At 52.0% G+C, this 24,788-nt stretch carries 23 protein-coding genes; 14 read left to right on the plus strand and 9 right to left on the minus strand.

The features are described 5' to 3' along the window. Positions 1 to 40: 40 nt before the first annotated feature. From galU to ACYVI1_RS02795, 4 genes are all read right to left on the minus strand, one after another. Positions 41 to 904, minus strand: coding sequence for a UTP--glucose-1-phosphate uridylyltransferase GalU (gene galU, locus ACYVI1_RS02780; protein WP_460906461.1), 864 nt, complete (start codon positions 902 to 904; stop codon positions 41 to 43). A 73-nt stretch (positions 905 to 977) separates the two neighbouring features. Continuing rightward, complete coding sequence (locus tag ACYVI1_RS02785; protein ID WP_460906796.1) at positions 978 to 1,973, minus strand: mevalonate kinase family protein; 996 nt, start codon at positions 1,971 to 1,973, stop codon at positions 978 to 980. A gap of 187 nt (positions 1,974 to 2,160) precedes the next feature. Next, on the minus strand, positions 2,161 to 2,646 hold the full coding sequence (locus ACYVI1_RS02790) for a hypothetical protein (RefSeq protein WP_460906463.1): 486 nt from the start codon (positions 2,644 to 2,646) through the stop codon (positions 2,161 to 2,163). Positions 2,647 to 2,751: 105 nt separating this feature from the next. Next, entirely contained in the window at positions 2,752 to 3,120 is a 369-nt protein-coding gene (locus ACYVI1_RS02795; protein WP_460906465.1) for an XRE family transcriptional regulator, read from the minus strand. 223 nt (positions 3,121 to 3,343) lie between these two features. On the opposite strand from ACYVI1_RS02795, the gene ACYVI1_RS02800 reads away from it, so the two are divergent. From ACYVI1_RS02800 to ACYVI1_RS02820, 5 genes are all read left to right on the plus strand, one after another. Further along, the gene (locus tag ACYVI1_RS02800; protein ID WP_460906467.1) at positions 3,344 to 3,982 is read left to right on the plus strand and encodes a hypothetical protein; all 639 of its coding nucleotides are present in this window, start codon (positions 3,344 to 3,346) and stop codon (positions 3,980 to 3,982) included. Between the two features lie 83 nt (positions 3,983 to 4,065). Beyond that, a complete protein-coding gene (locus ACYVI1_RS02805; protein ID WP_460906469.1) occupies positions 4,066 to 4,863 on the plus strand; it encodes a PD-(D/E)XK nuclease-like domain-containing protein in 798 nt (265 codons plus the stop codon). 97 nt (positions 4,864 to 4,960) lie between these two features. Continuing rightward, positions 4,961 to 5,308, plus strand: coding sequence for a hypothetical protein (locus tag ACYVI1_RS02810; protein ID WP_460906471.1), 348 nt, complete (start codon positions 4,961 to 4,963; stop codon positions 5,306 to 5,308). A 133-nt stretch (positions 5,309 to 5,441) separates the two neighbouring features. Continuing rightward, the gene (locus tag ACYVI1_RS02815) at positions 5,442 to 6,218 is read left to right on the plus strand and encodes a pentapeptide repeat-containing protein (RefSeq protein WP_460906473.1); all 777 of its coding nucleotides are present in this window, start codon (positions 5,442 to 5,444) and stop codon (positions 6,216 to 6,218) included. Positions 6,219 to 6,343: 125 nt separating this feature from the next. Then, positions 6,344 to 7,534, plus strand: a complete 1,191-nt coding sequence (locus ACYVI1_RS02820) for an AsmA family protein (RefSeq protein ID WP_460906475.1) — start codon at positions 6,344 to 6,346, stop codon at positions 7,532 to 7,534. A 101-nt stretch (positions 7,535 to 7,635) separates the two neighbouring features. On the opposite strand, the gene ACYVI1_RS02825 is transcribed toward ACYVI1_RS02820, so the two are convergent. Further along, a complete protein-coding gene (locus ACYVI1_RS02825) occupies positions 7,636 to 7,947 on the minus strand; it encodes a hypothetical protein (RefSeq protein WP_460906477.1) in 312 nt (103 codons plus the stop codon). Positions 7,948 to 8,052: 105 nt separating this feature from the next. Further along, entirely contained in the window at positions 8,053 to 8,334 is a 282-nt protein-coding gene (locus ACYVI1_RS02830; RefSeq protein WP_460906479.1) for a hypothetical protein, read from the minus strand. Positions 8,335 to 8,544: 210 nt separating this feature from the next. Here ACYVI1_RS02830 and ACYVI1_RS02835 point away from each other — a divergent pair, with 210 nt between their 5' ends. The 7 genes from ACYVI1_RS02835 (at position 8,545) to ACYVI1_RS02865 (ending at position 19,187) form a co-directional block, all read left to right on the plus strand. After that, positions 8,545 to 9,147 (plus strand): RNA polymerase sigma factor, encoded by a 603-nt coding sequence (locus ACYVI1_RS02835; RefSeq protein ID WP_460906798.1) that lies wholly within the window; start codon positions 8,545 to 8,547, stop codon positions 9,145 to 9,147. A 4-nt stretch (positions 9,148 to 9,151) separates the two neighbouring features. Continuing rightward, positions 9,152 to 9,613 (plus strand): hypothetical protein, encoded by a 462-nt coding sequence (locus tag ACYVI1_RS02840; RefSeq protein ID WP_460906481.1) that lies wholly within the window; start codon positions 9,152 to 9,154, stop codon positions 9,611 to 9,613. Between the two features lie 104 nt (positions 9,614 to 9,717). Next, complete coding sequence (locus tag ACYVI1_RS02845; protein WP_460906483.1) at positions 9,718 to 10,401, plus strand: porin family protein; 684 nt, start codon at positions 9,718 to 9,720, stop codon at positions 10,399 to 10,401. A gap of 157 nt (positions 10,402 to 10,558) precedes the next feature. Then, on the plus strand, positions 10,559 to 13,585 hold the full coding sequence (locus tag ACYVI1_RS02850) for a glycoside hydrolase family 3 N-terminal domain-containing protein (RefSeq protein ID WP_460906485.1): 3,027 nt from the start codon (positions 10,559 to 10,561) through the stop codon (positions 13,583 to 13,585). After that, positions 13,582 to 14,037 carry a DinB family protein gene (locus ACYVI1_RS02855; RefSeq protein WP_460906487.1) on the plus strand — a complete coding sequence of 152 codons (456 nt, stop codon included), beginning with the start codon at positions 13,582 to 13,584 and terminating at the stop codon, positions 14,035 to 14,037. Before ACYVI1_RS02850 ends, ACYVI1_RS02855 begins: the two co-directional genes overlap by 4 nt. Positions 14,038 to 14,453: 416 nt before the next feature. Continuing rightward, positions 14,454 to 18,329, plus strand: a complete 3,876-nt coding sequence (locus tag ACYVI1_RS02860; RefSeq protein ID WP_460906489.1) for an AsmA family protein — start codon at positions 14,454 to 14,456, stop codon at positions 18,327 to 18,329. 213 nt (positions 18,330 to 18,542) lie between these two features. Beyond that, a complete protein-coding gene (locus tag ACYVI1_RS02865; protein WP_460906491.1) occupies positions 18,543 to 19,187 on the plus strand; it encodes an NAD(P)-dependent oxidoreductase in 645 nt (214 codons plus the stop codon). 94 nt (positions 19,188 to 19,281) lie between these two features. Here ACYVI1_RS02865 and ACYVI1_RS02870 read toward each other — a convergent pair whose 3' ends face one another. Then, positions 19,282 to 20,061, minus strand: a complete 780-nt coding sequence (locus ACYVI1_RS02870; RefSeq protein ID WP_460906493.1) for a hypothetical protein — start codon at positions 20,059 to 20,061, stop codon at positions 19,282 to 19,284. A 477-nt stretch (positions 20,062 to 20,538) separates the two neighbouring features. Between ACYVI1_RS02870 and ACYVI1_RS02875 the strand changes: the two genes are divergently transcribed. Then, entirely contained in the window at positions 20,539 to 20,907 is a 369-nt protein-coding gene (locus ACYVI1_RS02875; protein WP_460906495.1) for a hypothetical protein, read from the plus strand. Positions 20,908 to 21,073: 166 nt separating this feature from the next. Here ACYVI1_RS02875 and ACYVI1_RS02880 read toward each other — a convergent pair whose 3' ends face one another. Together ACYVI1_RS02880 and ggt are read right to left on the minus strand one after the other, a co-directional pair. Further along, on the minus strand, positions 21,074 to 21,361 hold the full coding sequence (locus ACYVI1_RS02880) for a hypothetical protein (protein WP_460906496.1): 288 nt from the start codon (positions 21,359 to 21,361) through the stop codon (positions 21,074 to 21,076). A 140-nt stretch (positions 21,362 to 21,501) separates the two neighbouring features. Further along, a complete protein-coding gene (gene ggt, locus ACYVI1_RS02885) occupies positions 21,502 to 23,319 on the minus strand; it encodes a gamma-glutamyltransferase (RefSeq protein WP_460906498.1) in 1,818 nt (605 codons plus the stop codon). 186 nt (positions 23,320 to 23,505) lie between these two features. Here ggt and ACYVI1_RS02890 point away from each other — a divergent pair, with 186 nt between their 5' ends. Then, positions 23,506 to 24,747, plus strand: coding sequence for an ABC transporter permease (locus tag ACYVI1_RS02890; RefSeq protein ID WP_460906500.1), 1,242 nt, complete (start codon positions 23,506 to 23,508; stop codon positions 24,745 to 24,747). Positions 24,748 to 24,788: the final 41 nt, after the last annotated feature.

The raw sequence follows: 24,788 nt of genomic DNA on the forward strand, positions 1-24,788 counted from the left end.
AAAGTAGGCGGAGTAGGTGTCCTTACTCCACCTACTTTACTTACGCCTTGAGAATTTCCTCCAGAAACGCCCGAAACTTGTCGGCGAATTCGGGCCGTTTGAGGGCAAACTCAACCGTTGTTTTCAGAAAATCGAGTTTGTTCCCAATGTCGTGGCGTTTGCCTTCGATGCAGTGCGCGTAGAGGTTTTCACGCTTGAGCAGCAGCAACATCGCATCGGTTAGCTGAATTTCATTGTTTTTACCGGCTGGTGTCTGCTCCAGCATGTCGAAGATTTCGGGTGTTAGAATATACCGCCCGGCGATGGCTAAGTTTGAGGGAGCCTCGTTCAGGTTAGGCTTCTCAACAAGGGTAGTGATTTCCAGAATCCGGTCACTGAGCGATTTACCCCCCACAATACCATAGCGGTTCACCTTGTCGCGGGGCACTTCTTCAACGGCAATCACCGAGCATCCATACTGGGCATAGGTATCAATGAGTTGCTGCGTTACGGGAATAACGGCGTCCATGATGGTGTCGCCCAGCAGCACCGCAAAGGGTTCATTACCAACGTGATGGCGGGCGTATCGAATGGCATCACCCAACCCGTTCAGTTCGCGCTGGCGAACGTAGTGCAGGTTGGCCATGTCCGAGAGCCGACGCATCTCATCGAGCAGCAGGTAATCTTCTTTTTCTTCGAGCCGGGTTTCCAGTTCGAAGTTCCGGTCGAAGTGGTCCTCGATGGTCCGTTTGCCTTTTCCGGTGATGATGAGAATATCTTCGATACCCGAATCAACGGCTTCCTGCACCACATACTGAATGGTGGGGCGGTCGATGATGGGCAGCATTTCTTTAGGCTGGGCCTTGGTGGCGGGTAGAAACCGGGTGCCAAGTCCAGCAGCGGGGATAACGGCTTTTTTAATCATAATTAGTGCAAGGGGCGGGGAGCATAGAGCAAGGAGAAAATGAGTTATTGGCAACCCTGCTCCTTGCTCCATGCTATACTACATACGGTTTTATTACACGGGCATTGATTTTCTTTAGTCCGACGAACAGGCGGTTCAGCATGGCGTCGTCGCGATACAGGCCGATAATGGAGCCGCCCGAACCCGTAAACGAAGCCGAGGCCCCACAGGCACGGGCCGTATCGATCAGGCTTCGGTTGCGGTCGCTGATGGCATAAATCTGGGCACGAAGGTCGAAATTACGGTTTACGAGTTCGTTCAGAGCATTGACGTCGTGCTGCTGCATGGCCTGGCGCCCCTCACGGGCTACATCGGCAATAGCACTCATGGTATCGACCACTACGGGTTCGCCTTTGAGCCACCGCGCCCGCACATCGTTATGCACCCGCCCCGACTGTTTGCCGAGGTCGGTGTTGTAGGCGATGTAGAGTTTGGGCAGCAAACGCGGGTCGAGGGGTTCGTACTGGCCATAGCCCTGCTGCTCCATCGTGGCCCGGTCGAAGTCCATATACACACACCCTTCGTAACACTGAATGACCCGATCCTGTAAACCGGCCGTGATGCCCAGTTCCTCCGATTCGGTGGCGAGCACCAGGTTGGGCAACACAGGCAGCGGAATCTCGACGCCATAAAACTGCATCAACGCCCGAAAGGTGGCCACAATAATGGCGCTGGAACCCGACAAACCAACCTGCCGGGGAATTGACGTGCTGTAGCGAATCGAAAAATTCTGGTTCGGCAATCGAATCTGTTCGGTCTCGCAGTATTCAGCAAATTTTTTAATAGCGGCTTTCAGCAGCGGAACGCCCCCGTGATAGCCTAATGTACTGACCGAATCACGCAGGTGATGCAGGCTCCTGAACAGATTGGTATCCTGAATTTGTGATTCGATATGCAGCTCGGGCGATGGATAAAGTGTTACCGACGCGCCAAAGTTGCGAACAGTAATAGCAATGGTTTTGCCAAAAAAGCCATCAGACGGGTTGCCAAGCAGGCCCGCCCGGGCATAGGCGCGGGTTTCGATGAGCAAAATAGTAAGGCGAAATTCAGATGGATAGACAGGAACGGCAACCGGCTGCCGTTCACTGGAATTAAACGACAAGTTTACGAAAGAATCGGTATCATAAATACCGGCCGGTGGGTTAAACGACGAAAATAAAAGCGACCAGGGTGTCTACCCCGGTCGCTTCAGATGAATATGGATGTTTATCCAGTCTTTAGTTCGTATCATTTTTCTGCACCGTTTCCTTATCGGCCCCGGTGTACCCTTTATTGTGGGGATCGTAGCCTGCATTTGGGTCATCGCCTTCTTCCAGATAGGTTGCGTCGGCCCGGTGAAGCAGCGCGTCGTCGGACGGATTTTCGGCCACTTCGCCTAATTTCTTCGCAGCTTCATCGCTCATCATCTGCCCTTTGGGTTGCTCCTGGATGGCATCGGCATTGACGTCCCACTCCTGGGTTCCGCCGAGGCTTTCACCCTGCGGGTCGCCCACCCGACCTTCGCCGAGGTTCGCTTCGCGGGTGTCGTGCGTCATCTGCATATCCTCACTATCCATATCCATGCCCGACGTGGAGTCTTTATAGGCATTAGTACCCACGCCTTCCGACTCGCGCCCATAGTCGGAGGTGCCGTGTTGGTTAGGGTCTTTTGAATAGAACTCAGGGTCTACTTTATCCGGGTCGAATGGTGATGTCGTTGCCATAGTCTCAGGTGTTTTTCAGACTATAACCCGCAAGAGAGGTTAGTTGTTTGGGGTGGATATAGTGGCGTGCGTGATATGGAGAAACGACTACACCCTCTTTCAGTTTCACCCACGCCACCCGGTTCGCTTCAGCTCCGCCAGCAGTTGATCGTTGGTTTCCTGGAGCAGTGCCATGCGCTCATTGAGCTGAAAAAGCAGGAACTCTACATTTCGCAGTCGCTCCTCGGTCGTAATGGCTGCCGACGGTGAATTAAGCATTCTGAACATCATGCCTTCGCCCCGAAGCAGCCAGTCGCCGTTGACCTGTGGATAGGCCACCAGAATTTTTTCGAGCGTATCGTAGCGGGGTTTTAGCCGGCCGTGCAGGATGTGATATACTTTTTCGCCCCGATGTTCGCCCAGCTGCCGGGCAAATTCGAGAACACTGATGTCGAGCGAGTCGATTAACTGCTGCAGGCGAAGATGTATTGACATAGGCGGGGAGCGGGGGCAGGACGCAGGGGAACGGAATCAAATCAGACTCCCTGCCCCCCGCTTTTTCACACAAAACTGCGTAAAAATAATTGACTTTAGTTAGGGAGTGGGCTTGTTTTTTACACAAAATTGTGTAATTTTAAACCAGTAAACACTACCCTATAAAAAGGCAAAAGGGACCGCAAAATGGGCCCCCTGCTTGAACAGTAAACAACAAATACTAATGAACACACAAAACAAAACCCAACTTTCGACAATTCAAAGCGTTACCGCGCTGAAATCGTATCAAAAGATTCACGAACTGACCGGCGAGGTAGTCAATAAGTACAAATATCTGGAAGGCCACCCGCGTCAATATCGGTTCGATGCCAAGGAAGGTGTGTTCAATATCAACGGCAGTGAGAAGCTGGGCCGGACGCTGACCTTCCAGCCCATTGCCTGGCGGATTTTCACGGATAACATCCTGAATATGGGCACTAAAAACTGGGCGGAGATTTTCTTTATCGACGAGAAAAACTGCGTGTCGGCGGTGCTGTTTCATGGTTATTCCGTCGATAATATTTTTCGGCTCATCGAGCCCCTCTACTACGACGACCTTACCCTGGCCGATGTGGTCATAACGGCGGTAGCTGAGAAGAAAGAAAACACGAAAATTCAGCCGAAGGGCGTGTATTACATCGCTACGTTTTCCTATAAAATGGCGAATGTCGAGCAAACCGCCGAACTGAAGCAGTTTGCTCAGGAGGTGAAAGTGTTCCGGCAGGAAACCCTCACCGACATTGCCAATATCAAAACGGCCATGAACTACTACAATCCGTTCACGACCCTCGCCGACGAGCCTGAACTGCTGGCAGCCGGGTAATTGCCCGAATCGAGTTTATGCGTTTAGGTGTGTCCATCAACCTGGATGCGCCTAAACGTTTTTCTGTACCCAACTCCCATTCTATGGTAATCCTACCCAGTTCAGCACAAGCTAATCAACCGCTGCTCTCTCCCGGCGACGTGTATCGCTCACTGTCGCGCGTGTCAAATTCCGACCTGACGCGACTGAAAGAGGAACATCTCGGTTATTGGTCGGTGCCATCGGCCCGGTTTATTCCCGAAAAAACAAAGGTTTTTGGGCGCGCTTTTCATCAGCACCTGCTCGAACCCGAAACCGTAGGTACGGTACTGGCGCAACTACTGCCCGACATGGTCGACCCGCTGGGTCGTCCCGATGCAAACGCTTTGGCTCCGGCGCAAACCCAGCAGTTACAAACACTCATGCGAACGATTCGGCAGGACAGGTTTTGCCGACGCTATTTACGACTGTCGGATCGGGAACGAATTGTGCTGTTTACAGACCCGGTCACGGGTGTAGCCTGCAAATCCCGTTTAGACATGGTGTATACCAGCCCGAAACGCCGGAATGCGCTGATTATTGATTTAAAAACAACCTCGGCCCGAACGCAGGCCCAGTTTCTGGAGTCCTGTTATACCTACGACTACGACCGTCAGGCGGCTTTCTATCTGGATAGCCTTCGCCAGGCCGACAGCCATGAGTGGATCACGACCCAGCAATTTCGATTCGTGTTTGTGGGCATCATGAAACAGCGGCCTCACCGGCTGTTTGCGGTCGATGCCACGTCGATTCCGGGCTTTATCGATTATGGCCGGAAGAAGTACCGTTTCTGGCTCCGAAAATGGCGTGAAGAGCAGGAAACTACTCTTGTTGGGGCTTCGGCCTGGAGTATGAGTGCTTAAAACAGGAGTTTTCTGTTTACAGTTTTCAGTCGTCTGTTGGTTAATTCCACATTGCGGACCTGAAAACTGCAAACAGAAAACTGTAAACTCAACAATAATGAACGCATCAATAATAACCTTAACACCAACGCAACTCAACTTTGATTGGGGGACCGACGGGCTGGTGTTGTGGATCGAAGAATTAGACGGGGCCGATAGTCTGGCCAATCAGATAGAAGAGGTGATGGACCGAATTGCGTTTGCTATTGAACTGCAAACCGGCTGGGACCATCGCACCGATGGCAACACGCTGCATCCACTGTATGGCTACCGGTTGCTGCTGCGCGACGCGTCGGGTCGGTGGAACGCCGTTCGTACCGACGAAACCGGTCACTTCGCCGGATTAACTCCGCTCGAAGAAATGGATTATGAAGTCGCCTATGATAAAGTGATGTGGCTGGATTAGCAGCATCGCGGGGCAGTGGGTAAGGAGCTGAATTCTTTACCCACTCCCCCTGCCTTTTTACCCCTACGCTACCCTAATGCAACCTTCGCCGGGTCGTTTGCATCCTTACGTAAACAACTCCGACGCATACCGCATGAAAACCATTCTTACCTCCCTCCTGCTGGCCTTTGCTGCGCTGGCGCCAGTGCTGGCTCAAACAACCGTTGATGCCAAAGACATAATCGCCAGAATCAACCGAAAAGAGGCCATTGTGTACCAGAACGCCACCATCACCGGCGACCTCGACCTGACTAACTTAGCCAACCGGCGCGAAATTCGGGATGGCAACTGGCGGGGGGAGTCGCAGGAGTTCCTGAGTACTGTCGAAGTTCCGGTATCGTTCAAAAATTGCACCTTTAAAGGCAAGTTTCTGGCCTACTACAGCGAAAATCAGGACGGTAAACTACTCAAAACGAGTAACAGAGTTTATAATACCGACTTCACCGAAGCCGTAACCATTGAGAGATGTAAATTTGACGATAAGGCGGCTTTCAAATACTCAAATTTCAGCCAACGGGCCATTTTTACCGATAACACCTTCCGCGAAGAGGCTCTGTTCAAATACGCCAAATTTCGCGACGCAGCCGATTTCAGCGGCTCGACCTTCCAGAACTATGCCGACTTCAAATACACGAAATTTGATGAAGCATCGACGTTTCAAAAAGTGACCTTTGAGCGGTATGCCGATTTCAAATACACGAAATTTGACGAGCGTGTCGATTTCGGTCAGGCTCGCTTCAACAGCAACGCCGATTTTAAATATACCCACCTGCCACGCGGCACAAATTTCGACGATACCCGCTTCAACGGCTCCAGCGATTTTAAATACACCACCCTCGACGGCCGGAAGTTTTCGCCAGCGAATCGGTAGGTAAAAGGCCGGGAGCCGGGGGAATGGTGCGCGGACTACACCGCACCATGCTCCCGGCTCCCGGCCTTTTAACCACCTGCCCCATTTTTGCGTTTATAGGAACGTTACACCAACCATGCAATATATTGAAACGCACCTGGAAAATCCTGATTGGTCTCATCGTTCTGCTGGTCATTGCCCGGCTGTTGCTCCCCTACTTTGTACTGCGGTACGTCAATAAAACTCTGGCCGACATGGGCGCGTATACCGGCCACGTCGAAGATATTGATATTCACCTGCTTCGGGGTGCTTATCAGCTCGATGAGTTGCGTATCCGAAAGGTTAACGGTAAAATTAAGGAGCCGTTTTTGTTTATGCCCAAAACCGACCTGTCGGTTGAGTGGAAATCGCTCTTTAAGGGAAAGCTGGTTGGTGAGGTCGAGTGCTACAAGCCCAAAATCAACTTCGCTTTTAGCGAGGATGAAGCCAGCAGCCAAACCGGGGCCGAAATTGACTGGACGGCTTACCTGAAGAAAATGCTGCCCATCAGCATTAACCGATTTGCGGTTATCGACGGCAAAGTCGACCTGACGAGTCTGGTTACGCAGCCCCGCGCTGATTTATCCCTGCAAAATGTTCAGGGCGAGATTCAGAACATCCGTAACGTAGAAGACAAGGCCAAAAAGCTGCCTTCGCCGGTTACGGTCACAGGGGACATGCCGGGCTACGGGGGCACCATGAATTTTTCGGCCAACATGAACCTGCTGAAAGTAACGCCCGACTTCGACTACAATCTGCGCTTCAGTGATGTGCAACTGGTAAAAGTAAACAACCTCGCCCGCGAGTATGCCAATGTTGATTTTGAACGGGGGTCGGTAAGTGTTTACAGTGAAATGGCCATGTACGACGGGAAGTTGAATGGCTATCTTAAGCCCCTCACAAAGGGCATGAAAATCTTTAAGCTGAATGAGCACGAAGGTCGCTCTGTCGGGAAATTTTTCACCGAACTTCTCGCTCAGGCGGGAACGGCTATTCTTAAAAATCCGAAATACGACCAGGTTGCCACGCGCATCCCCCTGAACGGCACAGTCAATGACATTAATACAGCCACCTGGCCTGCCATCTTTGGCTTATTACGCAATGCGTATGTCGAAGCCTTTAAGGGAGAATTTGACAATAACATTACCCTGACGGATGCGCTCAAAAATGTTAAAGAAGATATTAAGGAAAAACGGGCCGAGCGAAAAACAGAACGAAAAGAAAATCGAGCCGAGCGGAAAGCCGAGCGAAAACAGAAACGAGCCGAACGAAAGGCAAAGCGGGAGAAGGCAAAGTAGATAGATTAATTACCTGCCGCCGGGTTAAAACCTGGCGCAGGTAACGGGAATTGGTGCATTGCGCCGGGTTTTAACCCGGTTTGGTATAACATCAGTTCTAATCAGTGTTTTCGTTTGTTCAGCGTATCCTTGCGTGCCCCCGATGCCGTTCGCCGGGGCGAATAATCCCGCTTAACGTGTTTTCCGTGATCCTCTGCTTTCGTATAATTGGGATTATTCGAGTTGCCACTCTTCAATTTTTCCTTCAGCGACGGCTGCGGTAACGGACGGGTAGACCGGGCTATTGAGCCAGAAGCTGGCTTAGTTGAACCCGGCGTCGATTTTGGTGAACTCGTTTTTGCTCCTTTGGGCGGAACCTGAGCCAGAACGGCTGTTGAGACCAATAGCCATGCACCAATCAATAATTTTTTCATAACATTCATAGTTTATAATCCTATACTACTGAAAATCAGGAGGATGTCTTAATTTATTTACCACCAGATTTGTTGTCGTGCGGCCGAGGCTACGCTGCAACAAGTCTATCGAACGCTGTCTACGCGGGTTGCTCCTCCCCGGCGCAGGGAGTCGGGCCGGAGCCGCCGTTGTTTGCGGTCTTTTGGCAGCGTGGTATCCATTCCAGATTCCCTATTTAGTCGCTCGTTCCGATTGGTCTTCTTCATTTTTGGCCGGGCCGGATTAGCCTGGCGGTTTGTTTCAGTTGAGGTCGACTGGTTTATAACCGGCGACTGGTTGCTTTGTCCAAAGGCGTCGACAAACAGAGTAACGCTCAGCAGACTTACAAAAAGCAGGATTCGTTTCATAACTTAGTTGTACCTGGTATACAGATGCAACCACTATCATAGGCATTAGGTTATCATTCGGGCAGGATACTGAGCAAGTGAACCGGGGGTACGTTTCAGGATACAGATTCCAGGTTGCCGGTTAAAATCTGGAACATGCATGATGAAACTTACTTTCTGATATGGAATTTACCCTGTTTTTGCATCAATCAGGTAAGCAGCCGCCAGCGTATGTTTCTGAAACTGTTTCGTAAGGCCAAACCCCAGACTGACCGCTCCCCCAGCGATTCGGCTCAGTACGTTGCCGCCTATCGCGAAACGGGTGACCTGGCCATCCTGGGCGAATTGTATGAGCAGCATATGGAACTGGTGTATGCCGTTTGCTACAACTACCTGCGCGACGAAGACGAGGCTAAAGACGCCGTCATGAACCTCTTTGAGCAGTTGGTCGTCGACCTGCGCCGGCATCAGGTTCAGCAGTTTGGCCCCTGGCTCCACAGCGTTGCCCGCAACTATTGCCTGATGCAACTGCGTAAAAATCAGGCGCATCCGAAAATCGCCTTGCTCACCGGCACGGGAATCGAACCAGACGATGAACCTCTTACGCGGATAATGGATGATGCCGATGACGCGCTGGACCTGGAAGAAGACCTGACGCTTCTGGAAGCCTGCCTGCAAACCCTGCCCGTTGAACAAAAAACCTGCCTGACCTTGTTTTATCTGGAGCGCAGAACCTATACTGAAGTGGCCGAACTGACGGGTTATGACCTCAAACAGGTGAAAAGCTACCTGCAAAATGGCCGGCGAAAACTGAAAATTTGTATGCAGAAGTAACCGCATGAACGACCAACTCACTTTCGACGATTTGCGGGCTTACCAGGCCGGACGCTTATCGGGTCCGGCACGGCACCGTGTCGAGCGGCTTGTGCTGGAAAACCCGTTCTATGCCGACGCGCTCGCCGGGCTGGAAGCGATGCAGCAAACAACCACCGACCTGGCAGCCGGTCCTATGGTTGAGCAAATGGCCGACCTGCGGGATGCTCTTCACCAGCGCATCCACGAGTCGGCGAACCGCAAACGACTCTGGCCCCTCTGGATTGCCACCACCACAGCCGCCATTTTGTTTATGCTGGCGATGGCGATTTACTTTATTTTTTTCGCGCCAAAAAGACCGCCACTGCCTAAGCCCAAATCGGCATCCTCCGCAACGAGCGCCCTGCCCGACGCGCCAGGAAAGGCTTGCTTACTTACCGGGCAAACAGGAAATTACCGGTCCATACCCGCACCGAAGAGGAGCTAATCTGGCACATGAGCTGACAAAAATCACCAGATAATCTTTCCGTTCAATAAAACATTTGCGAAACGCCGAACGTTAACCGGACGTATCAACTTATTGTCCCTTCCATGTTTCGCACAATTTCACTACGGTCCACCGTTCTTTCATTTGCCATCTCTTTAGGCTGTATATCAGGCACTTTCGCCCAGCAACGCTTCAGCGCCGGACCGCGTGTTGGCTTGAATTTGTCAAAGTTTATGGGCGATGTGGAGCAGAACCAATTTCATCCGGGTTTAACGGCGGGCGCTTTTTTGATGTACAGTTCGCTCAATCACTTTGGCATCTCGGTTGATGCACTGTATGCTCAACGCGGGGCTGCTTTCCGGCTGACACGCCCCGACGGCTCCACGGTGAACTATGACCAGCGTGTCAGCTACCTGGAGATTCCCGTCGCGCTGCGTTATTTTCTAACATTGAGCGGCAATTTCCGTCCAAACGTATTTTTCGGCCCCTCACTGGCCTTCAAACTGAATGCCAAAAGCAGTCAGGCCAATCCCAAACTCGATAATTCAGCGTCGTTTAATGCCGCTGATTTAGGACTGTTGGCTGGCTTTCAGCTAAACTGGAAAGGATTTGCTGAACGCCAGCGATTTTTGATCGACGCCCGCTATACGTATGGCCTGAGTGACGCAACGGCATTGCCCATTGCAGGCGGTCTGGCCGCTCAAAATATTCGCAATTCAATGATTACCCTAACGCTTGGCTACGGCTTCGGTGTTGGTCGGGAGTATCCGAGCCGCTACCGGAAGTAGCGTTTTTATCCATCCCGGTAAGGTCCTCGCTGTTTTCATTCCTGAGAGTAGCGAGGACTTTTTTTTTGCACCAGTCATAGACCGTTAGAAAAGTAGCGGGGGGTACATTCGGGCTACTTTTCGTATTTTTGACCTTCACGACCCAATTTATTCACTCATGCCCTTCTGCCGGTCTTTTTTATCTGGTTTCATTTGCAGTTTAGTTTCCATCACGGCGTTCGCGCAATCAACGTCGCCCACGTTCCTTCAGCTCAGCGAACGGCAAAACTGCTGGGTCGATTCGGTGTTTACGAACATGAGTCCCGACGACCGCATTGCTCAGTTGATTATGGTAGCGGGCTACTCGAACCGCAAACCGGCCTACGAAGATTCGCTGGTGCGGCTGGTGAAAACCAATAAACTCGGCGGGGTGGTTATGTTTCAGGGTGGTCCGGTTCGGCAGGCCCGGCTCACGAACCGCCTGCAGGCCAACTCGCCCGTGCCCCTGCTGATTGCAATGGATGCCGAATGGGGCATCGCCATGCGCCTGGACAGCACCGTTCGCTATCCGTATCAAATGACGCTGGGGGCCATACAGGGCAATGATTCGCTGCTGTATCAGATGGGGGCAAACCTGGCCCGGCAGGCCCGGCGGCTGGGGATGCACGTTAACTTCGCCCCATCGGTCGATGTCAACAACAACCCGAATAACCCGGTTATCAACTTCCGGTCGTTTGGCGAGAATAAGTACGCCGTTGCCCGCAAAGCCCTCGCCTACATGCGCGGGATGCAGGATAACCAACTGTTAACCAGCATTAAACACTTTCCGGGGCATGGCGATACCGGCACTGACTCGCACTACGACCTGCCCCTGATTACCAAGAGCCGCGCCCAGCTCGACTCACTCGAGCTGTATCCGTTTCGGCAGCTTATCAACGCCGGAGCCGCCGGGGTAATGGTTGCTCACCTGAGCATTCCGGCGCTGGATACGACCCGCAATCGCCCGTCCACACTCTCGCCCGCCATTGTTACAAATCTGCTCAAAAACGAACTGGGTTTTCAGGGATTAATTTTTTCGGATGCCATGAACATGAAAGGCGTCACAAAATATTTTCCATCGGGCAAGGCCGACCAACTGGGGCTGGAAGCGGGCATGGACGTGCTGGAATTTACGGAGGATGTTCCGGCGGCTCTCGCGCAAATCCGATTGGCCAGAACCTTCAAACGCATTACGCAGGAAGCCATCGACGCCCGTTGCCTGAAGGTGTTGCGGGCCAAAGCCTGGGCGGGTCTTGACCAGTATAAACCCATCGTGCTGGATAATTTAGTAAGCGACCTGAATCCCGTTCAGGATGAATTGCTCAACCGTAAACTGACCGAAGCAAGCCTGACGGTGCTGAAAAATGACCGGAATCTGCTGCCTCTGCAACGTTTGGATACCCTGCGGATTGCGTCGGTGGCGGTCGAAAGCGACAACCTCACGGCTTTTCAGCAAATGGCAGGCAACTACACGCGGGTGGACCATTTCAACCTAACCTCCCGCACCCCCGATTTAACCCTGGCCCAGGTGCGCGATTCGCTCAAAAACTACAACCTGATTTTGGTGGACGTGCATCTGAACAACATCCGGCCCGGCGCTAAATACGGCTTACAGGCAAAAACAGCCGGGTTAGTGGGTGAGCTAATCGCGACGGGCAAGGCCGTTGTGACGGTGTTTGGGAACGTGTATGCCTTAGACAAACTGACCTTCCCGATGGATACGGCCCAGCCCAGCCGCAACATCGAACAGGCGCGGGCCATTGTGATGCCCTATCAATTGACTACGCATACCGAAGAACTGTCGGCGCAGTTAATTTTCGGAGCCATTGGGGCATCGGGGAAACTACCCGTAACGGTCAATCAACGATTCCGGGTGGGCGACGGACTACTTATTCAACCCATTGGGCGGCTTAAATACACCATTCCCGAAGAAGTGGGCATCGACAGCCGGTTTCTGACGCAACAGGTTGATTCACTGGTCAATATGGGCCTGACGCAGCGGGCGTTTCCGGGCTGTGTCGTGCAGATGGCGAAAGATGGTAAAGTGATTTTCCGTAAAGCGTATGGCAAACATACGTATGATGCCTCGCTCGGGGCGGACCCTAAACCCGTGCAGTTGGACGACCTCTACGACATGGCGTCCATCACGAAGGTGAGTACCTCGACGCCCGCGCTGATGCGGTTAGTGGACGAGGGCAAGTTCAACCTGGATGGCAAAATGGTCGATTACCTGCCCTGGCTTAAAAAATCGAATAAAGCTGATTTGGTTTGGCGCGATGTGCTGACGCATCAGGCGCGGCTGAAAGCCTGGATTCCATTCTGGATGGACACCAAAAACCCCGATGCCGGGCCGTCGCACGGGTCCTGGAAACCCAAAACCTTTAGCGCCGAACGGTCGGCCCGGTATCCGATTGAAGTGACCGACAGCCTGTATTTATTCAAAAAATACCCAGCAATCATTTACAAGCAAATCAAAGACTCGCCCCTGAACGAGAAAAAGGAGTACGTTTACTCGGATTTGTCGTTTATTCTTTACCCACAGGTGGTGAAGCGGATCACGGGTGAAGAGTTCGAGGATTACCTTAAAACAACATTCTACCGCCCACTTGGAGCCTCCACGCTTACCTTTCTGCCGCGTCGGTTTTACTCGCTCAACCGCATTGTACCGACCGAATATGACTCGCTGTTTCGCAGGACGCTCATCTGGGGGCGCGTGCATGACGAGGGCGCGGCCATGCTCAACGGACTGTCGGGGCACGCGGGGCTGTTTGGATCGGCCAACGATTTGATGAAAGTGTTCGAGATGTATCGGCAGAAAGGCAGTTATGCCGGACAGCAGTTTATTTCGGCCAAAACCATCGCCGAATTTACCCGCTATCAGTTTCCGGAGTTGGGCAACCGGCGCGGGCTGGGTTTCGACAAACCGTCGTTTACCTTTACGGGTAACGCGCCCCACTCGGCCACAAAAGCCAGCTATGGACATTCGGGCTTTACCGGTACGTTCGTGTGGGTCGACCCCGACCCGGCCTACAACCTGACCTACGTGTTTTTGTGTAACCGCGTTTACCCAACCCGAAACAGCACTACACTGGCAAATCTGAACACCCGAACCAACATCGTTGAAGCCTTGTATCAGGCAACAAAACGAGGAATGCCCCTGCAATGAAAGACCATCTGCTTCAGCTACTGAACTACGAACTTTGGGCCAGTCGGCGGGTAATCGACGCGCTCGAAACCATACCCCATCCACCGGCCCGCGCCATTGCCCTGATGGGCCATATTTTGTCGGCGCAGCACGTTTGGTACGGCCGTATCATCGGTGAACCAACCTTTGTGGCTATCTGGGAAGACATTCCGGTTAGCTGGATGATTGAAACCGCCGAGCGGCAGCATCGGCATCTACATGGTTATATAGAAGGGTTATCGGAAACGGAGTTAGCGCAAACTATTGTCTACGCCAACTCAAAAGGTGTGCCGCATCAAAGCCCGCTCGTTGCTATTCTCACCCACCTGAGCCATCATGCCGCCTATCACCGGGGGCAGGTGGTACAACTCATCCGACCGATGCTCCCCGAAGCCCCGGTAACGGATTATATTGCCTGGGCACGGGAACGTTGACGCTTAGTTTGACCCCGCTGGGGTCACATGTTAATAGCGAGAGACCATATTTTCTATAAACATGTGACCCCAGCGGGGTCAAACAACGTAATGTCAGCCAATTCCACCTGAGTACTTACATCAAGTACTGAGATTATTTCAGACTTACTCAACGCCTTCCCCATAAATGAACTCGAAAAGTACATGGCGGTACTTCTGCCTTCCATGCTTAGGTTTCTGCTCCGATTGCGGGTGCCACCCTGAAGTTACTTTGGTGGGAGACAATGTTTTGCACACTTATCGGCATGAGGATTAGTGATACGAATCAGCTTTGATGATGTTACTCAAATACCTTATCTTGGAATAAGTTTGCCAAATTGAGTTATCCGAATGAGCTGTCAGTACCTGCTGCCCTTACTCTACTTGCCGATAAACGTATGAATGTACCGTTAAAGCGCTGGGTCAACCTACTACTTATCGTCGTGTCGATACCCCTTTTAGCGGCAGGGGCCTTGTATTATGTGTTGATAAACAACCTGGAAGATATACTGACTTATGCCATCGAGAAGGAAACCAACGGTAGTTATGCATTCCGAAGCAAGACTATCAACCTGTCTATATGGGCGAAAGCCATCACCATCGACAGCTTAACCTTAACCCGAAAAGCCACAGCCAGCGTAGCTTCCTACTACGACGTTAGCATTCCAAATGTTTATTTATCCATTGATTCATGGCGCGAATTGCTGATAAACAAACGGTTAGCCGCCGATAGCGTTTCTATCCTAAAGCCCGAGATTAAAGTTCACGATTACCGGGTGCATCGGCAAAGCCATCGTCAAACCAGTTTTCACACGTCGAGCATTCTCGAAAACCTGCAAAAAACGGTCGACCACTTACACGCTAAATCGTTTACCATTCGGGGAGGGTCGTTCGCGCTGTTTAAACGAAGCGCAGCGGCTCCTTTCATCGTTAAAGACATTAACCTGACTGTTCGTAATTTTTCAAAGATTGACAACGACGACCGGCGTGTGTTTGGGTCTGATAACATTGAACTGGCACTGGGCCAGCAGCACTGGGTTCTGTCTGATGGAAAAAATACGCTGAGTTTTCGGGGTATGCGCTTCACGAGCGCCACGCAGTTAGTGGAAATCGATTCCATTCAGTTCCGAAAGCCAGCCACCGCCGAAAAAGGCGAAATGAGTTTGCGGGCTGAGAAGTTTTTCTTCAATTCAACCCACCTCCCCGCCGTTTATCAAAAAGGGGAATTGTGGCTCGACACGCTGATTTGCATCAGACCGGTGCTCACAATGCCCATTCTGAGCAAAAAGACGCAGGTGAAGGATACTACTGGCACCATCAACGCGAACATCAGGACCCTCTTTAAAACCGTAAACGTTCGGTACACGGAGATAAAAGACGGCGAAATTTTATTGGCGACCAAAGCCAGTCCGGCTCCCACGGGCGGCACCCGGAAAGCGAATCTAACGATTCATAATCTAACCTTTCAGCCCCAAAAAAGGCATCCACTCCGGATCGGCGGCATTAACCTGAGTTTAAAAAATATTGCGTTTTTTTCCCCGGACAGCCTCTTCAAAATTAGTGTCGAATCGTTTACGCTCCTCAACAAAGATGTCATTTTCAGGCATGTGCTGTATGGCCCCGCTTCCCGCAAAATAAAGGGCAAGGGCTTGACCTTCACAGCCCCGCTGCTGCGGCTGCATAACATCAGCCTTGATGATTTGATGCAAAAGCGACTCGTTGCCTCCGATGCCAGACTGGTGCAGCCCAGCATTGTTATACTGGCCACGAAAAAAGTAACACCTAAACCGTTTATTGTTAAAACTGCGCCACCAAAAAAAGTTGACTTATTCAAGACCCTGCACGGGCTTGGCGAACTGCTGCAGGTGGGTAATTTTCAGATCATCGACGCCAGTGCTCAGTACACATTAGCGGGTGATAAGCCGATGAATGTGGGCATGAAAAACATGAACGCCACCGTTTTGCTGAACGATTTTTTAGACAGTGATTCGCTGATAAACATGAAACATGCCATTCCAAAGCTAACCGTTGGGCAGGTGAATCTGGTGACGAATAAACTGAATGTTTTGTTGACAAATTACACACTTGACGGTAAAAAACGACACAATCGGGCTGAAAAATTACATATAAACCTGCCTAACGGCACCTCAATCAACGCCAACAAACTCTATTGGGAGGCCTTTGCCTGGGATGCGCTCCAGCAATCGAAGGATATTCAGATTGAGATACTTCGGGTGCAGGACGTAGCCATTGACGTGAAGGTGCCCGCCAAAAAAGCCAGGATGTTGGCGCAAACTGGACTCCGTGATTCGGCCCAGGCTGATAATCCTCCTCCGCTGCTCCACATTGGTCAGCTACTGGCCGGGCGCGTGCATCTGAAAGCAACGCTGCCGAAACAGATGTTGGCTGGTTTTCAGGGGACAGACATTCGGGTGGATAAGCTAACGACCGAAGCCTCGCATGTTGGCTGGGAGCAAATCAGCGGGAAACTAAACGACCTTTACCTCAATCAGCCGGGCGGTAACCGGCTTTCGGTGGCAAGCGTCGCCCTCAACAGCCAGCAAACCACTACCCTGACCAACCTGCGCTACACCAGCAACCACTCAGGCAGCACGATGCGGGTAGTTTTGCCGCAACTGCGGATGAAAGGGCCGTTCAACTCAACCGATTTCTCAGCGATTCAACTTCAGTCGCTGGCTATGGACCGGCCCGAACTAACGATGGTTGCACAAGGGAATGCCAACGCCCTGAAGCCAGCCAAAGCGTTCACCATTCCGCTCACCTTTGCCCTTCAGGAGTTGCAGATCAATAGGGCGAAGGTGAACTACATTACCAAAAAAGGAAACGATTCGACGCAGGTGCAAACGGTGGTCGATGTGGAGGGAAAAAGCGTACAGGGCACTAAGCATGAAGCGCTTACGTTTGCGTCTCTGCGCGTAAATCCGGGCAATGTGAACCTGGCAAGCCCGAGTCTCCAGACCAGCCTGTCAGCGGCTACGGTCCAGCTAACCAACGGGAAACTATCGGCAACGAAGGCCGGAAAACCCACCTTCGCTGCCTACTTGCAGGCCAGCCTGACCGCCAGCGACTTACACCCGCTGCTGAAATCCAGGAAGAACGCTACACCGCCCGAACTGTCGGTTAAACGCCTGAAGGGTAGCATCGACTTACCTGGTTTCCGCTGGACAGCCGGGGTAAAAATACCCTGGACAACCTGGGTTAATCAGGCCAACCTCTCCTTTACCGACTTGTATTTCAAGGGAAAATCCACGGCAATAACTGCCGAAAACGTGAACTGGACGCACAAAGGTGCCCGACTGCAGATCACTAACTTTCAGGTAACGCCCACCCTATCCAAAGCGGAGTTTATGACTCCTCCGCATTTGCAGGCCGATTACATTACGGTGCAGGGCGATGAGGCTCAACTCAACGGGGTCGACATGGGCCAGTGGCAACGTGATTCGAGTATTGCCATCAGCCATGTGGTGGTAAAAAACATCATGACCAACGTATCGCGGGATAAACGATTGCCCGACCCGGATTTTCTACCTGACAAACTGATGCCAACCCGATTGATGAGTCGCATTAAACTACCGTTTCAGATTGATTCAATTTCGGTAGTCAATAGCACGGTTGTTTATCATGAAACCTCGAAAGTGACCAAACGGGTAGGCTCCGTTCCCTTGAGAGGCATCAATGGTGTGTTGACCAATATTACCAACCGCCCGAAAAAAGTGACCGATAGTTTAGTGCTCAGGGCCAGTACCAACCTGCTCGGCATGAACATTCAACGCCTGCATTATCGGGAATCTTACGGCGATTCGCTGGCGGGTTTTCACATGCTGCTGCGAACGTCGGAGGTGAATCTGCCCGAACTGACTCAGATAACTAATCCGATACTGGCCGCCACTATCGACGGGGGCTATGTTAAGCCCATTCTGGCCCGGATTGCCGGCAACAAATATGCATCCGTAGGCAATATGCACTTCCATTACAACGGGTTAAAGGTTCGCCTGCTCAACCATGTCGACACAACCCGAAAATCGTTACTACTCAAATTTGGAAACTTCATTATAGGAAAAGTATTACGCAAAAAAAATGAGGCTGACTCCCGCATTTTTTATGACCGGGACCAGAAGACGTTTATTTTTGGTTACTGGATAAAAACACTTATGAGTGGTGTGCTGACCAGCGTTGGCGTGAAGGGAAACAAGAGATACCACGACAACTACCTGAAACTGAGCCAGCAGCACACCCTGCCCATCGAAGAATAAGTTTCCGGAATTTCGACTACCTTTAGCGCATTAAACGCTGCTAACACCTACCTGCCTGCTCCCGAACCTTTCTCATAAGGCTTTCAGACATCTCCAGTCTGACGGAAACGGCACGACTAATCAACGTCAGTTTTATGGCCTGCCAAGGCCATTCTTTTCCATCAGGCCGGGTTCAGTACCTGTCACTGTCTGGCCATAAACCATGTTAGCAGCATGATACCTCAGTTTAAGTCAAGTATAGCGATTCTGGGCGGGGCCGGTAAGGCTGGTCGCCCGCTGGTTGAAGAAGCGCTCAATTCTGGATACTCTGTCCGGCTTCTTTTGCGCCACCCCGATCAAGTCAATCTGGCTCACGAACGGTTAGCCATTCTTCGTGGCGATGCGCGGGAAATCGACCATCTTCGGGCGCTTCTACCGGGATGCAGGGCCTTGTTGAGTACACTCGGTAATCCCAGAGAAGCAGGCGTTCCCATCCTGAGTGCAGTCACGAAGAATATCCTGACAGTTATGCCGGAAGCAGGCATCCGCCGGTACGTAACGGTGACGTCGCTCTATACAACAGGCAACCAGCAGCAACACCTGCCAACCCGGCAAGCTGCCGACTATATGCAGCAATTCTTTCCGCAATTCATGGCCGACCGACAGCTCGAATACAAGCTCTTATCGGAAAGTAATCTGGATTGGACCTATGTGCGGCTTCCTTACCTCGTGGAGGAACCGGCCACGGGATTTGTGGACACAAACCTGGACCACTTACCAGGGCAACAGATTACGGTAACTGACCTGGCGCGGTTTCTACTTGCCCAGCTTGACGACAGCCGGTATTATCGAAAAGCCCCATTTGTGGCGAATGTGTGAGACGCCGGTTTTTAGATAGTAACTACCCCGGCTATAGTTGCATAGCCGGGGTATTACTGTCTTGATTGGTGTGGCAGAACGTTGGTTATTTACTTTAGAACTTCGCTGTGAGGCCTAATTTAAGGGCCGAGACGCCATACCCTACTTCGGCAAAGCCGCCAAGTTTCTCGCTGAACATGAACCGGCTGCCGAGGTGGATGCCCACATACAGGCCACTGTTATACGGGTTGCTGTAGTTATCGTAGCCATAGGTATCGTTGTAACCGGCATAGCGGAAACCCAGCGTAGCACCGATATACGGGTCGAACGTGTCGCTTCCAACGTTTAGAGCTTCGCCGAGATGGTACGACACACGCCCACCGACATACACAAAGGTGTAATTCCATTTATACCCACCTGAGTTGTAACCATAGCGGAGGTAATCGACCGAGCCGCCCACCGAAACATTTTTATTCTTCGTCTCCACCTCGAACGATGCGCCCAGGGGCAAACCACCCCCGTAGTAAGCCGCCAGCCCAACGCCAACGTTCAGGTATTTCTGACGCGAACTAACCGACGGTGTCGCCCGGCGGGTAGTGGCAGCCGTGGGGCGGGTTTCTGTGTTGCGGGCAACTACGGGCTGAGTCGGTTTTTGCTCAACTGGTGCAGGAGCAGCCTGAGCCGGAACCTCCTGACTCTCGGCAGGCTTTACCGTGGGGCGGGTTGTTGGGGCAGCGGCAACTTTCGGACGCTGCGCCGTTGAAGCAGGCCGGCTGACCGTTGATTTTTTGACAGGCGTGGTCTTGTGGCTGGTTTGGGCTACTGCCGAACCGGTAGTGCAAAGAGCGGCCAGCACAAGCGCGGCCAGGTGAAAACGGGTACAAAAAGCGTTCATGAGTACTTGTGTTGTTTGGTAAAAGAAGAGGTTATACTGGAGATGTCGTTCATCCCGGAGCAAACCTACGACGCGGCCTGCTTCCTCGCCCACCGGCAAAGGTATCAACCGTCATTTTGGCCGGGTCAACCCTATTTTTGGGCGAATGAATTGGTGCGCTGACCGTTTTCGCAGATTGGTATTGGCTGGCCCTGTTTTTCGCCTGCCGAGTGATGATTTTACCCGGCGTCGCTGCCGGTGCGGCTGCCAATGGGGTTCACTTCATTAGGGGCTGGGTAATCCGGCTATGTACACGCCTGAGCGCAGTTACGTCTGATGCGGCTTATCTACCAATTCTCACGGTTCATGCCTGAAAACATACACCCTGTTAAGTATCGGTTGTGCGTCCCCACGTTCATCCGCCATCTTTGACCCATCAAGCACGTCGAAAGGCTCGGCGGCTGACATAAACTTTCCTCTTTTTAAACAACATACACCATGAACACTCTTTTTGCACTCGCCCTGGCCTTCTCTCTGAGTACGGCCCCCAACACCGACGACAAGCTTACGTCGCGGGAAACGTCAACTTACGTGATTACGGATCATTTAGCGCTCTGGACAACGAATGCCGGTAAACTGAAACTGTCAATGGCTCAGCAAACCGGAAAAGCCACCATTGCTATTCGGAAGGGCAAGGGTGTTCTCTATCAGGAGACCGTCAACCTCCGTAAAGGCGCTCAGCAAACGTTCGACCTGTCGCAGATGAACGATGGTACCTACGAGATTCAGGTGACCGTTGGGCAGGAAACAACAACCAAAACAATTCGGATCGAACGGGCGGCTGAGCGTATGGTCCGGTTAAGCTGATTCAGCACTGCAAGGAAGTCCAATAACCAGCTAAGCCCGCCGACTGCTCAGTCGGCGGGCTTAGCTGGTTATTGGACGATAAACGTCATCCGAGAACGGCATCCCAGGCAATTACATAGCCTGCCTGGCCGCGCCAATGGAGATAATTCGTCTTAACCGACCCAGGTTAGATTAGCTGTTTAACAGGCTCCAAACTAATTGGCTGTAAAAAGATAGTCAGGTATTTGGTACTGGCCGGAACATCAGGATAGTGATTTGCTGAATACAGCCGCCACTGGGCGGGTTTGTCGGATAGCTTCTTTAATGAATAGCTGACTTCAATGAAATAGCCCTCTATATAATAAAGTTCAAGTTTAACCGATAACTCAGTGGCTACAGCGATTAACGTAGCAGCATTAAACGCCAGTTGAGCTAACTGGCGGGAAGTCAGACGATTCAACGCGTATTCAGTCATATTGAAAGAGAAGGGGCTGGTGTTGGTTTTTACCCCGATATGACACATTACACGTAAAAAAGTAACTTAAATGACTATATTTTTTTTACATATCGACAAAATGATACATTAGTCAGGCAAAAAAGTATACATCATATCCATCAATATCCCCGCGCTGTATCATCAGCTCTGGGATCAGATGCGCCCTCATACGAACCGTCGGGACGGATTAGCACGCAGTCCATGCGGCCTAAGGTGTTGGTCAGTTGTTCCAGCAGATAACCCCGATTGGTGAGTGCCTGAATCGTTGTGCTGGAGAAAGCGCCATTTTCAAATATCGTTTTGTCGGGCAGCCACTGGTGATGAAACTTGAGTGCATTCACGGCCTGTTGCATGGTCATGCCGTGTTCCACCACGTTGAGGATGGTCTGAAACACCGACGTAATGATGGTGGAGCCGCCCGGAGTGCCAGCGATCATAAACAGTTTGCCATCTTTTTCAAGGATGATGGGGGTCATGCTCGACAGCATTCGTTTATTAGGCGCAATGGCATTAGCCTGGCTGCCAATCAACCCGTACATATTTGGCGAACCGGGCTTCACACTGAAATCGTCCATCTCGTTGTTCATAAAAAACCCCGCTCCGCCAACAACTACCCGGCTGCCGTAGCCTCCATTCAGCGTGGTGGTGATGCTCACGGCGTTGCCGTCCTGATCGACTATCGAAAAATGCGTGGTCTCGAGGCTTTCATAACCGGGAATCAGGCCGCCTTTTACGGCCCGGCTGTCGGTGGCTTTTGCCCAGGAGAAATCCGTCCAGCGGGTGCGAAGATAATCCGGGCTGGTAAGTTGGCTCACTGGCACGTTCATGAAATCAGGATCGCCCAAAAACTTGGCCCGGTCGGCATACACCCGCCGTTCGGCTTCGATCATGACCTGCACCGTACTGTCACTATTCCAGCCCCAGCGACGCAGCGGAAACGGTTCGGTGAAGCGCATTAACTGCACCAGGGCCACCCCCCCACTCGACGTTGGCGGCATCGTGATCAGGTTGTATTGCTTATACGTAGCCTGAATGGGGTCGCGCCAGACGGCGTGATAGCCTTTAAGGTCTTCTTCGGTAATTAACCCCTTTCCGCGCTGCATTTCCCCGGCCAGCAGCCGGGCTGTTTCCCCCTCGTAAAAACCGGCACGGCCCTCGGCCTGAATCCGTTGCAGTGTTTTGGCGAGGTCATTTTGCTGCAGTACATCCCCTTTGTGCCAGCTAACCGTATCGGTTGCCGTCGTGCTTTTCAGAAAATAGGATTTGCCAGGATTGATGGTAGTCAGGTTGGCTTTAATGCCATTCAGGCCCAGGGCATCGCGGTTAGTCAGGGCAAAGCCATTGGCAGCCAGGTCGATGGCGGGCTGCAGCAATTGCGACCAGGGTAGTTTGCCAAATCGTTTATGCGCTTCGGCCATGCCATCAACCGAACCCGGCACACCACTGGCTAAAGGTCCAAACAGACTCAGGCCGGGCCGGACGTTGCCTGCCGAGTCGAGGTACATATTCTGGCTGGCCCGACCGGGGGCTTTTTCGCGGAAGTCGAGTGTATAGGCTTTCCCGGTATGATCGCGGTAGACCATAAAACCACCACCCCCAATGTTACCGGCCCCTGGATAAACGACTGCCAGCGCAAACTGCACCGCCACGGCCGCATCGACCGCATTGCCGCCTGCTTTCAGGATGTTCAGCCCCACCTGGGAGGCTTCGGGGTGGGCCGAAGCCACCATACCGTTCCGCCCCACAACGCCCATCCGGTCATAAGAAAAAGGGGGTGCACCAGCCTGCCGGGCCGGATCTTCATCGCTGTATTGATAGACGCCCCGGCTCTGACCAACGCTGGCATCGGCAGACGAGGTGGTTGTGGGCAACTGCGTTTTGCAGGCAGCAATTCCTACGGCAAGAAGCAGGACAAAGTGCGTATTCCATTGTTTCATAGGTTATCGGCTGGTAAAGCGTTTGTATTCCCGTAAACCACAAAAATAAGGGCATATTGCAGATAGCCAAATCAACCACTTATCCGCCCGAAGTTTATGCTTGTCCCAAAGGGTTTGGTGAAGAAAACCCAATCCGTTACTTTCATCCGGTGAAAGGCTCTTTCACTCTTTCGCTCTTTAGTACCGATGCGCTTTATTCGTCAGACGTTAGAAAGTTTTCGGTTCGCATGGCAGGCGCTGCGCTCGAACCTTCTCCGCACAATGCTCTCGCTGCTGGGCGTAACGATTGGAATTTTTGCCATCATTGCCGTTTTCACGCTGGTCGATTCGCTGGAACGAAACATAAAAGAGAGCCTTTCCTTTATTGGCGATAAGGTAATTTACGTACAGAAGTGGCCCTGGGTCTTCGACAACGACTTCCAATGGTGGAAATATTTTCAGCGGCCCGAACCGACTATGAAGGAGTACCGCTTCCTGGCTGGCCGGCTCGAAAACGCGCAGGCCATTGCCGCCATGGATTTTAAAGGCCGTGTGACCGTTAAGCAGGGCAATAACAGCATGTCGGCGCTGATTCAGGGCATTACGCTCGACTACAACAAAATTTCGGATGTACCCATTGCCGACGGTCGTTATTTCACCCAGCAGGAGATCGACAATGCCCGCACTATTGCCATCATCGGCTCCGACGTAGCCGAAAATCTGTTTCCGGCGCAGGACCCGATAGGTAAGCCGTTCAAACTGAATGGCCTGAACTTCATTGTCATCGGCGTTCAGGAACGCAAGGGCGAGAGTATCCTCAACGTGGGGGGCAACCCCGACGTTAAATGCCTGATTCCGTTGGGCGCTTTCGCCAAGATGTACCACTCGGTAAGCCCCAGCATCGACATCGTTGTGAAGGGCTACGATACCGACGAAGGTCTGCTCGAACTGGAGAACGAAACACGCGGACTGATGCGTACCCGTCGGGGATTACGCCCTATCCAGGCTGACAATTTTGCGCTCAACCGGCCCGAAGCAGCCGCTCAGGCCATTAGCGGTATTTTTTCGGTCCTGACGTTAGCGGGTTGGGTTATTGGTGGCTTTTCGATTCTAATTGGCGGGTTCGGGATTGCCAACATTATGTTTGTCAGCGTGAAAGAGCGAACGAATATCATCGGAATTCAGAAATCGCTGGGGGCCAAAAACTACTTCATTCTGTTTCAGTTTCTGTTTGAGGCCATTCTGCTGAGTCTGGTTGGCGGGCTGGCCGGAATTTTCCTGGTTTATCTACTGTCGTTCATGAGCCTGGGCAGCCTCGACCTTCAGCTTACGGCGGGTAATATTGCCCTGGGCTTAGGCGTATCGAGTGTTATTGGCATTCTATCGGGTATTATTCCGGCCTTCTCAGCTTCCCGTCTCGACCCGGTAATTGCCATTCGGGCCAAGTAATCCTATTGGTTGGTGCCCGTAGAGACAGTGTTTACTACGTG

It is taken from the genome of Spirosoma areae, from assembly GCF_054781775.1.

Coding starts and splice junctions, on each gene's coding strand:
- ggt (WP_460906498.1), bottom strand. CDS start 23,319: ATGAAACAATGGAATACGCACTTTGTCCTGCTTCTTGCCGTAGGAATT.
- ACYVI1_RS02850 (WP_460906485.1), top strand. CDS start 10,559: ATGCCCTTCTGCCGGTCTTTTTTATCTGGTTTCATTTGCAGTTTAGTT.
- ACYVI1_RS02825 (WP_460906477.1), bottom strand. CDS start 7,947: ATGAAAAAATTATTGATTGGTGCATGGCTATTGGTCTCAACAGCCGTT.
- ACYVI1_RS02845 (WP_460906483.1), top strand. CDS start 9,718: ATGTTTCGCACAATTTCACTACGGTCCACCGTTCTTTCATTTGCCATC.
- ACYVI1_RS02840 (WP_460906481.1), top strand. CDS start 9,152: ATGAACGACCAACTCACTTTCGACGATTTGCGGGCTTACCAGGCCGGA.
- ACYVI1_RS02880 (WP_460906496.1), bottom strand. CDS start 21,361: ATGACTGAATACGCGTTGAATCGTCTGACTTCCCGCCAGTTAGCTCAA.
- galU (WP_460906461.1), bottom strand. CDS start 904: ATGATTAAAAAAGCCGTTATCCCCGCTGCTGGACTTGGCACCCGGTTT.
- ACYVI1_RS02815 (WP_460906473.1), top strand. CDS start 5,442: ATGAAAACCATTCTTACCTCCCTCCTGCTGGCCTTTGCTGCGCTGGCG.
- ACYVI1_RS02860 (WP_460906489.1), top strand. CDS start 14,454: ATGAATGTACCGTTAAAGCGCTGGGTCAACCTACTACTTATCGTCGTG.
- ACYVI1_RS02855 (WP_460906487.1), top strand. CDS start 13,582: ATGAAAGACCATCTGCTTCAGCTACTGAACTACGAACTTTGGGCCAGT.
- ACYVI1_RS02795 (WP_460906465.1), bottom strand. CDS start 3,120: ATGTCAATACATCTTCGCCTGCAGCAGTTAATCGACTCGCTCGACATC.
- ACYVI1_RS02830 (WP_460906479.1), bottom strand. CDS start 8,334: ATGAAACGAATCCTGCTTTTTGTAAGTCTGCTGAGCGTTACTCTGTTT.
- ACYVI1_RS02810 (WP_460906471.1), top strand. CDS start 4,961: ATGAACGCATCAATAATAACCTTAACACCAACGCAACTCAACTTTGAT.
- ACYVI1_RS02890 (WP_460906500.1), top strand. CDS start 23,506: ATGCGCTTTATTCGTCAGACGTTAGAAAGTTTTCGGTTCGCATGGCAG.
- ACYVI1_RS02800 (WP_460906467.1), top strand. CDS start 3,344: ATGAACACACAAAACAAAACCCAACTTTCGACAATTCAAAGCGTTACC.
- ACYVI1_RS02870 (WP_460906493.1), bottom strand. CDS start 20,061: ATGAACGCTTTTTGTACCCGTTTTCACCTGGCCGCGCTTGTGCTGGCC.
- ACYVI1_RS02875 (WP_460906495.1), top strand. CDS start 20,539: ATGAACACTCTTTTTGCACTCGCCCTGGCCTTCTCTCTGAGTACGGCC.
- ACYVI1_RS02805 (WP_460906469.1), top strand. CDS start 4,066: ATGGTAATCCTACCCAGTTCAGCACAAGCTAATCAACCGCTGCTCTCT.
- ACYVI1_RS02865 (WP_460906491.1), top strand. CDS start 18,543: ATGATACCTCAGTTTAAGTCAAGTATAGCGATTCTGGGCGGGGCCGGT.
- ACYVI1_RS02835 (WP_460906798.1), top strand. CDS start 8,545: ATGTTTCTGAAACTGTTTCGTAAGGCCAAACCCCAGACTGACCGCTCC.
- ACYVI1_RS02790 (WP_460906463.1), bottom strand. CDS start 2,646: ATGGCAACGACATCACCATTCGACCCGGATAAAGTAGACCCTGAGTTC.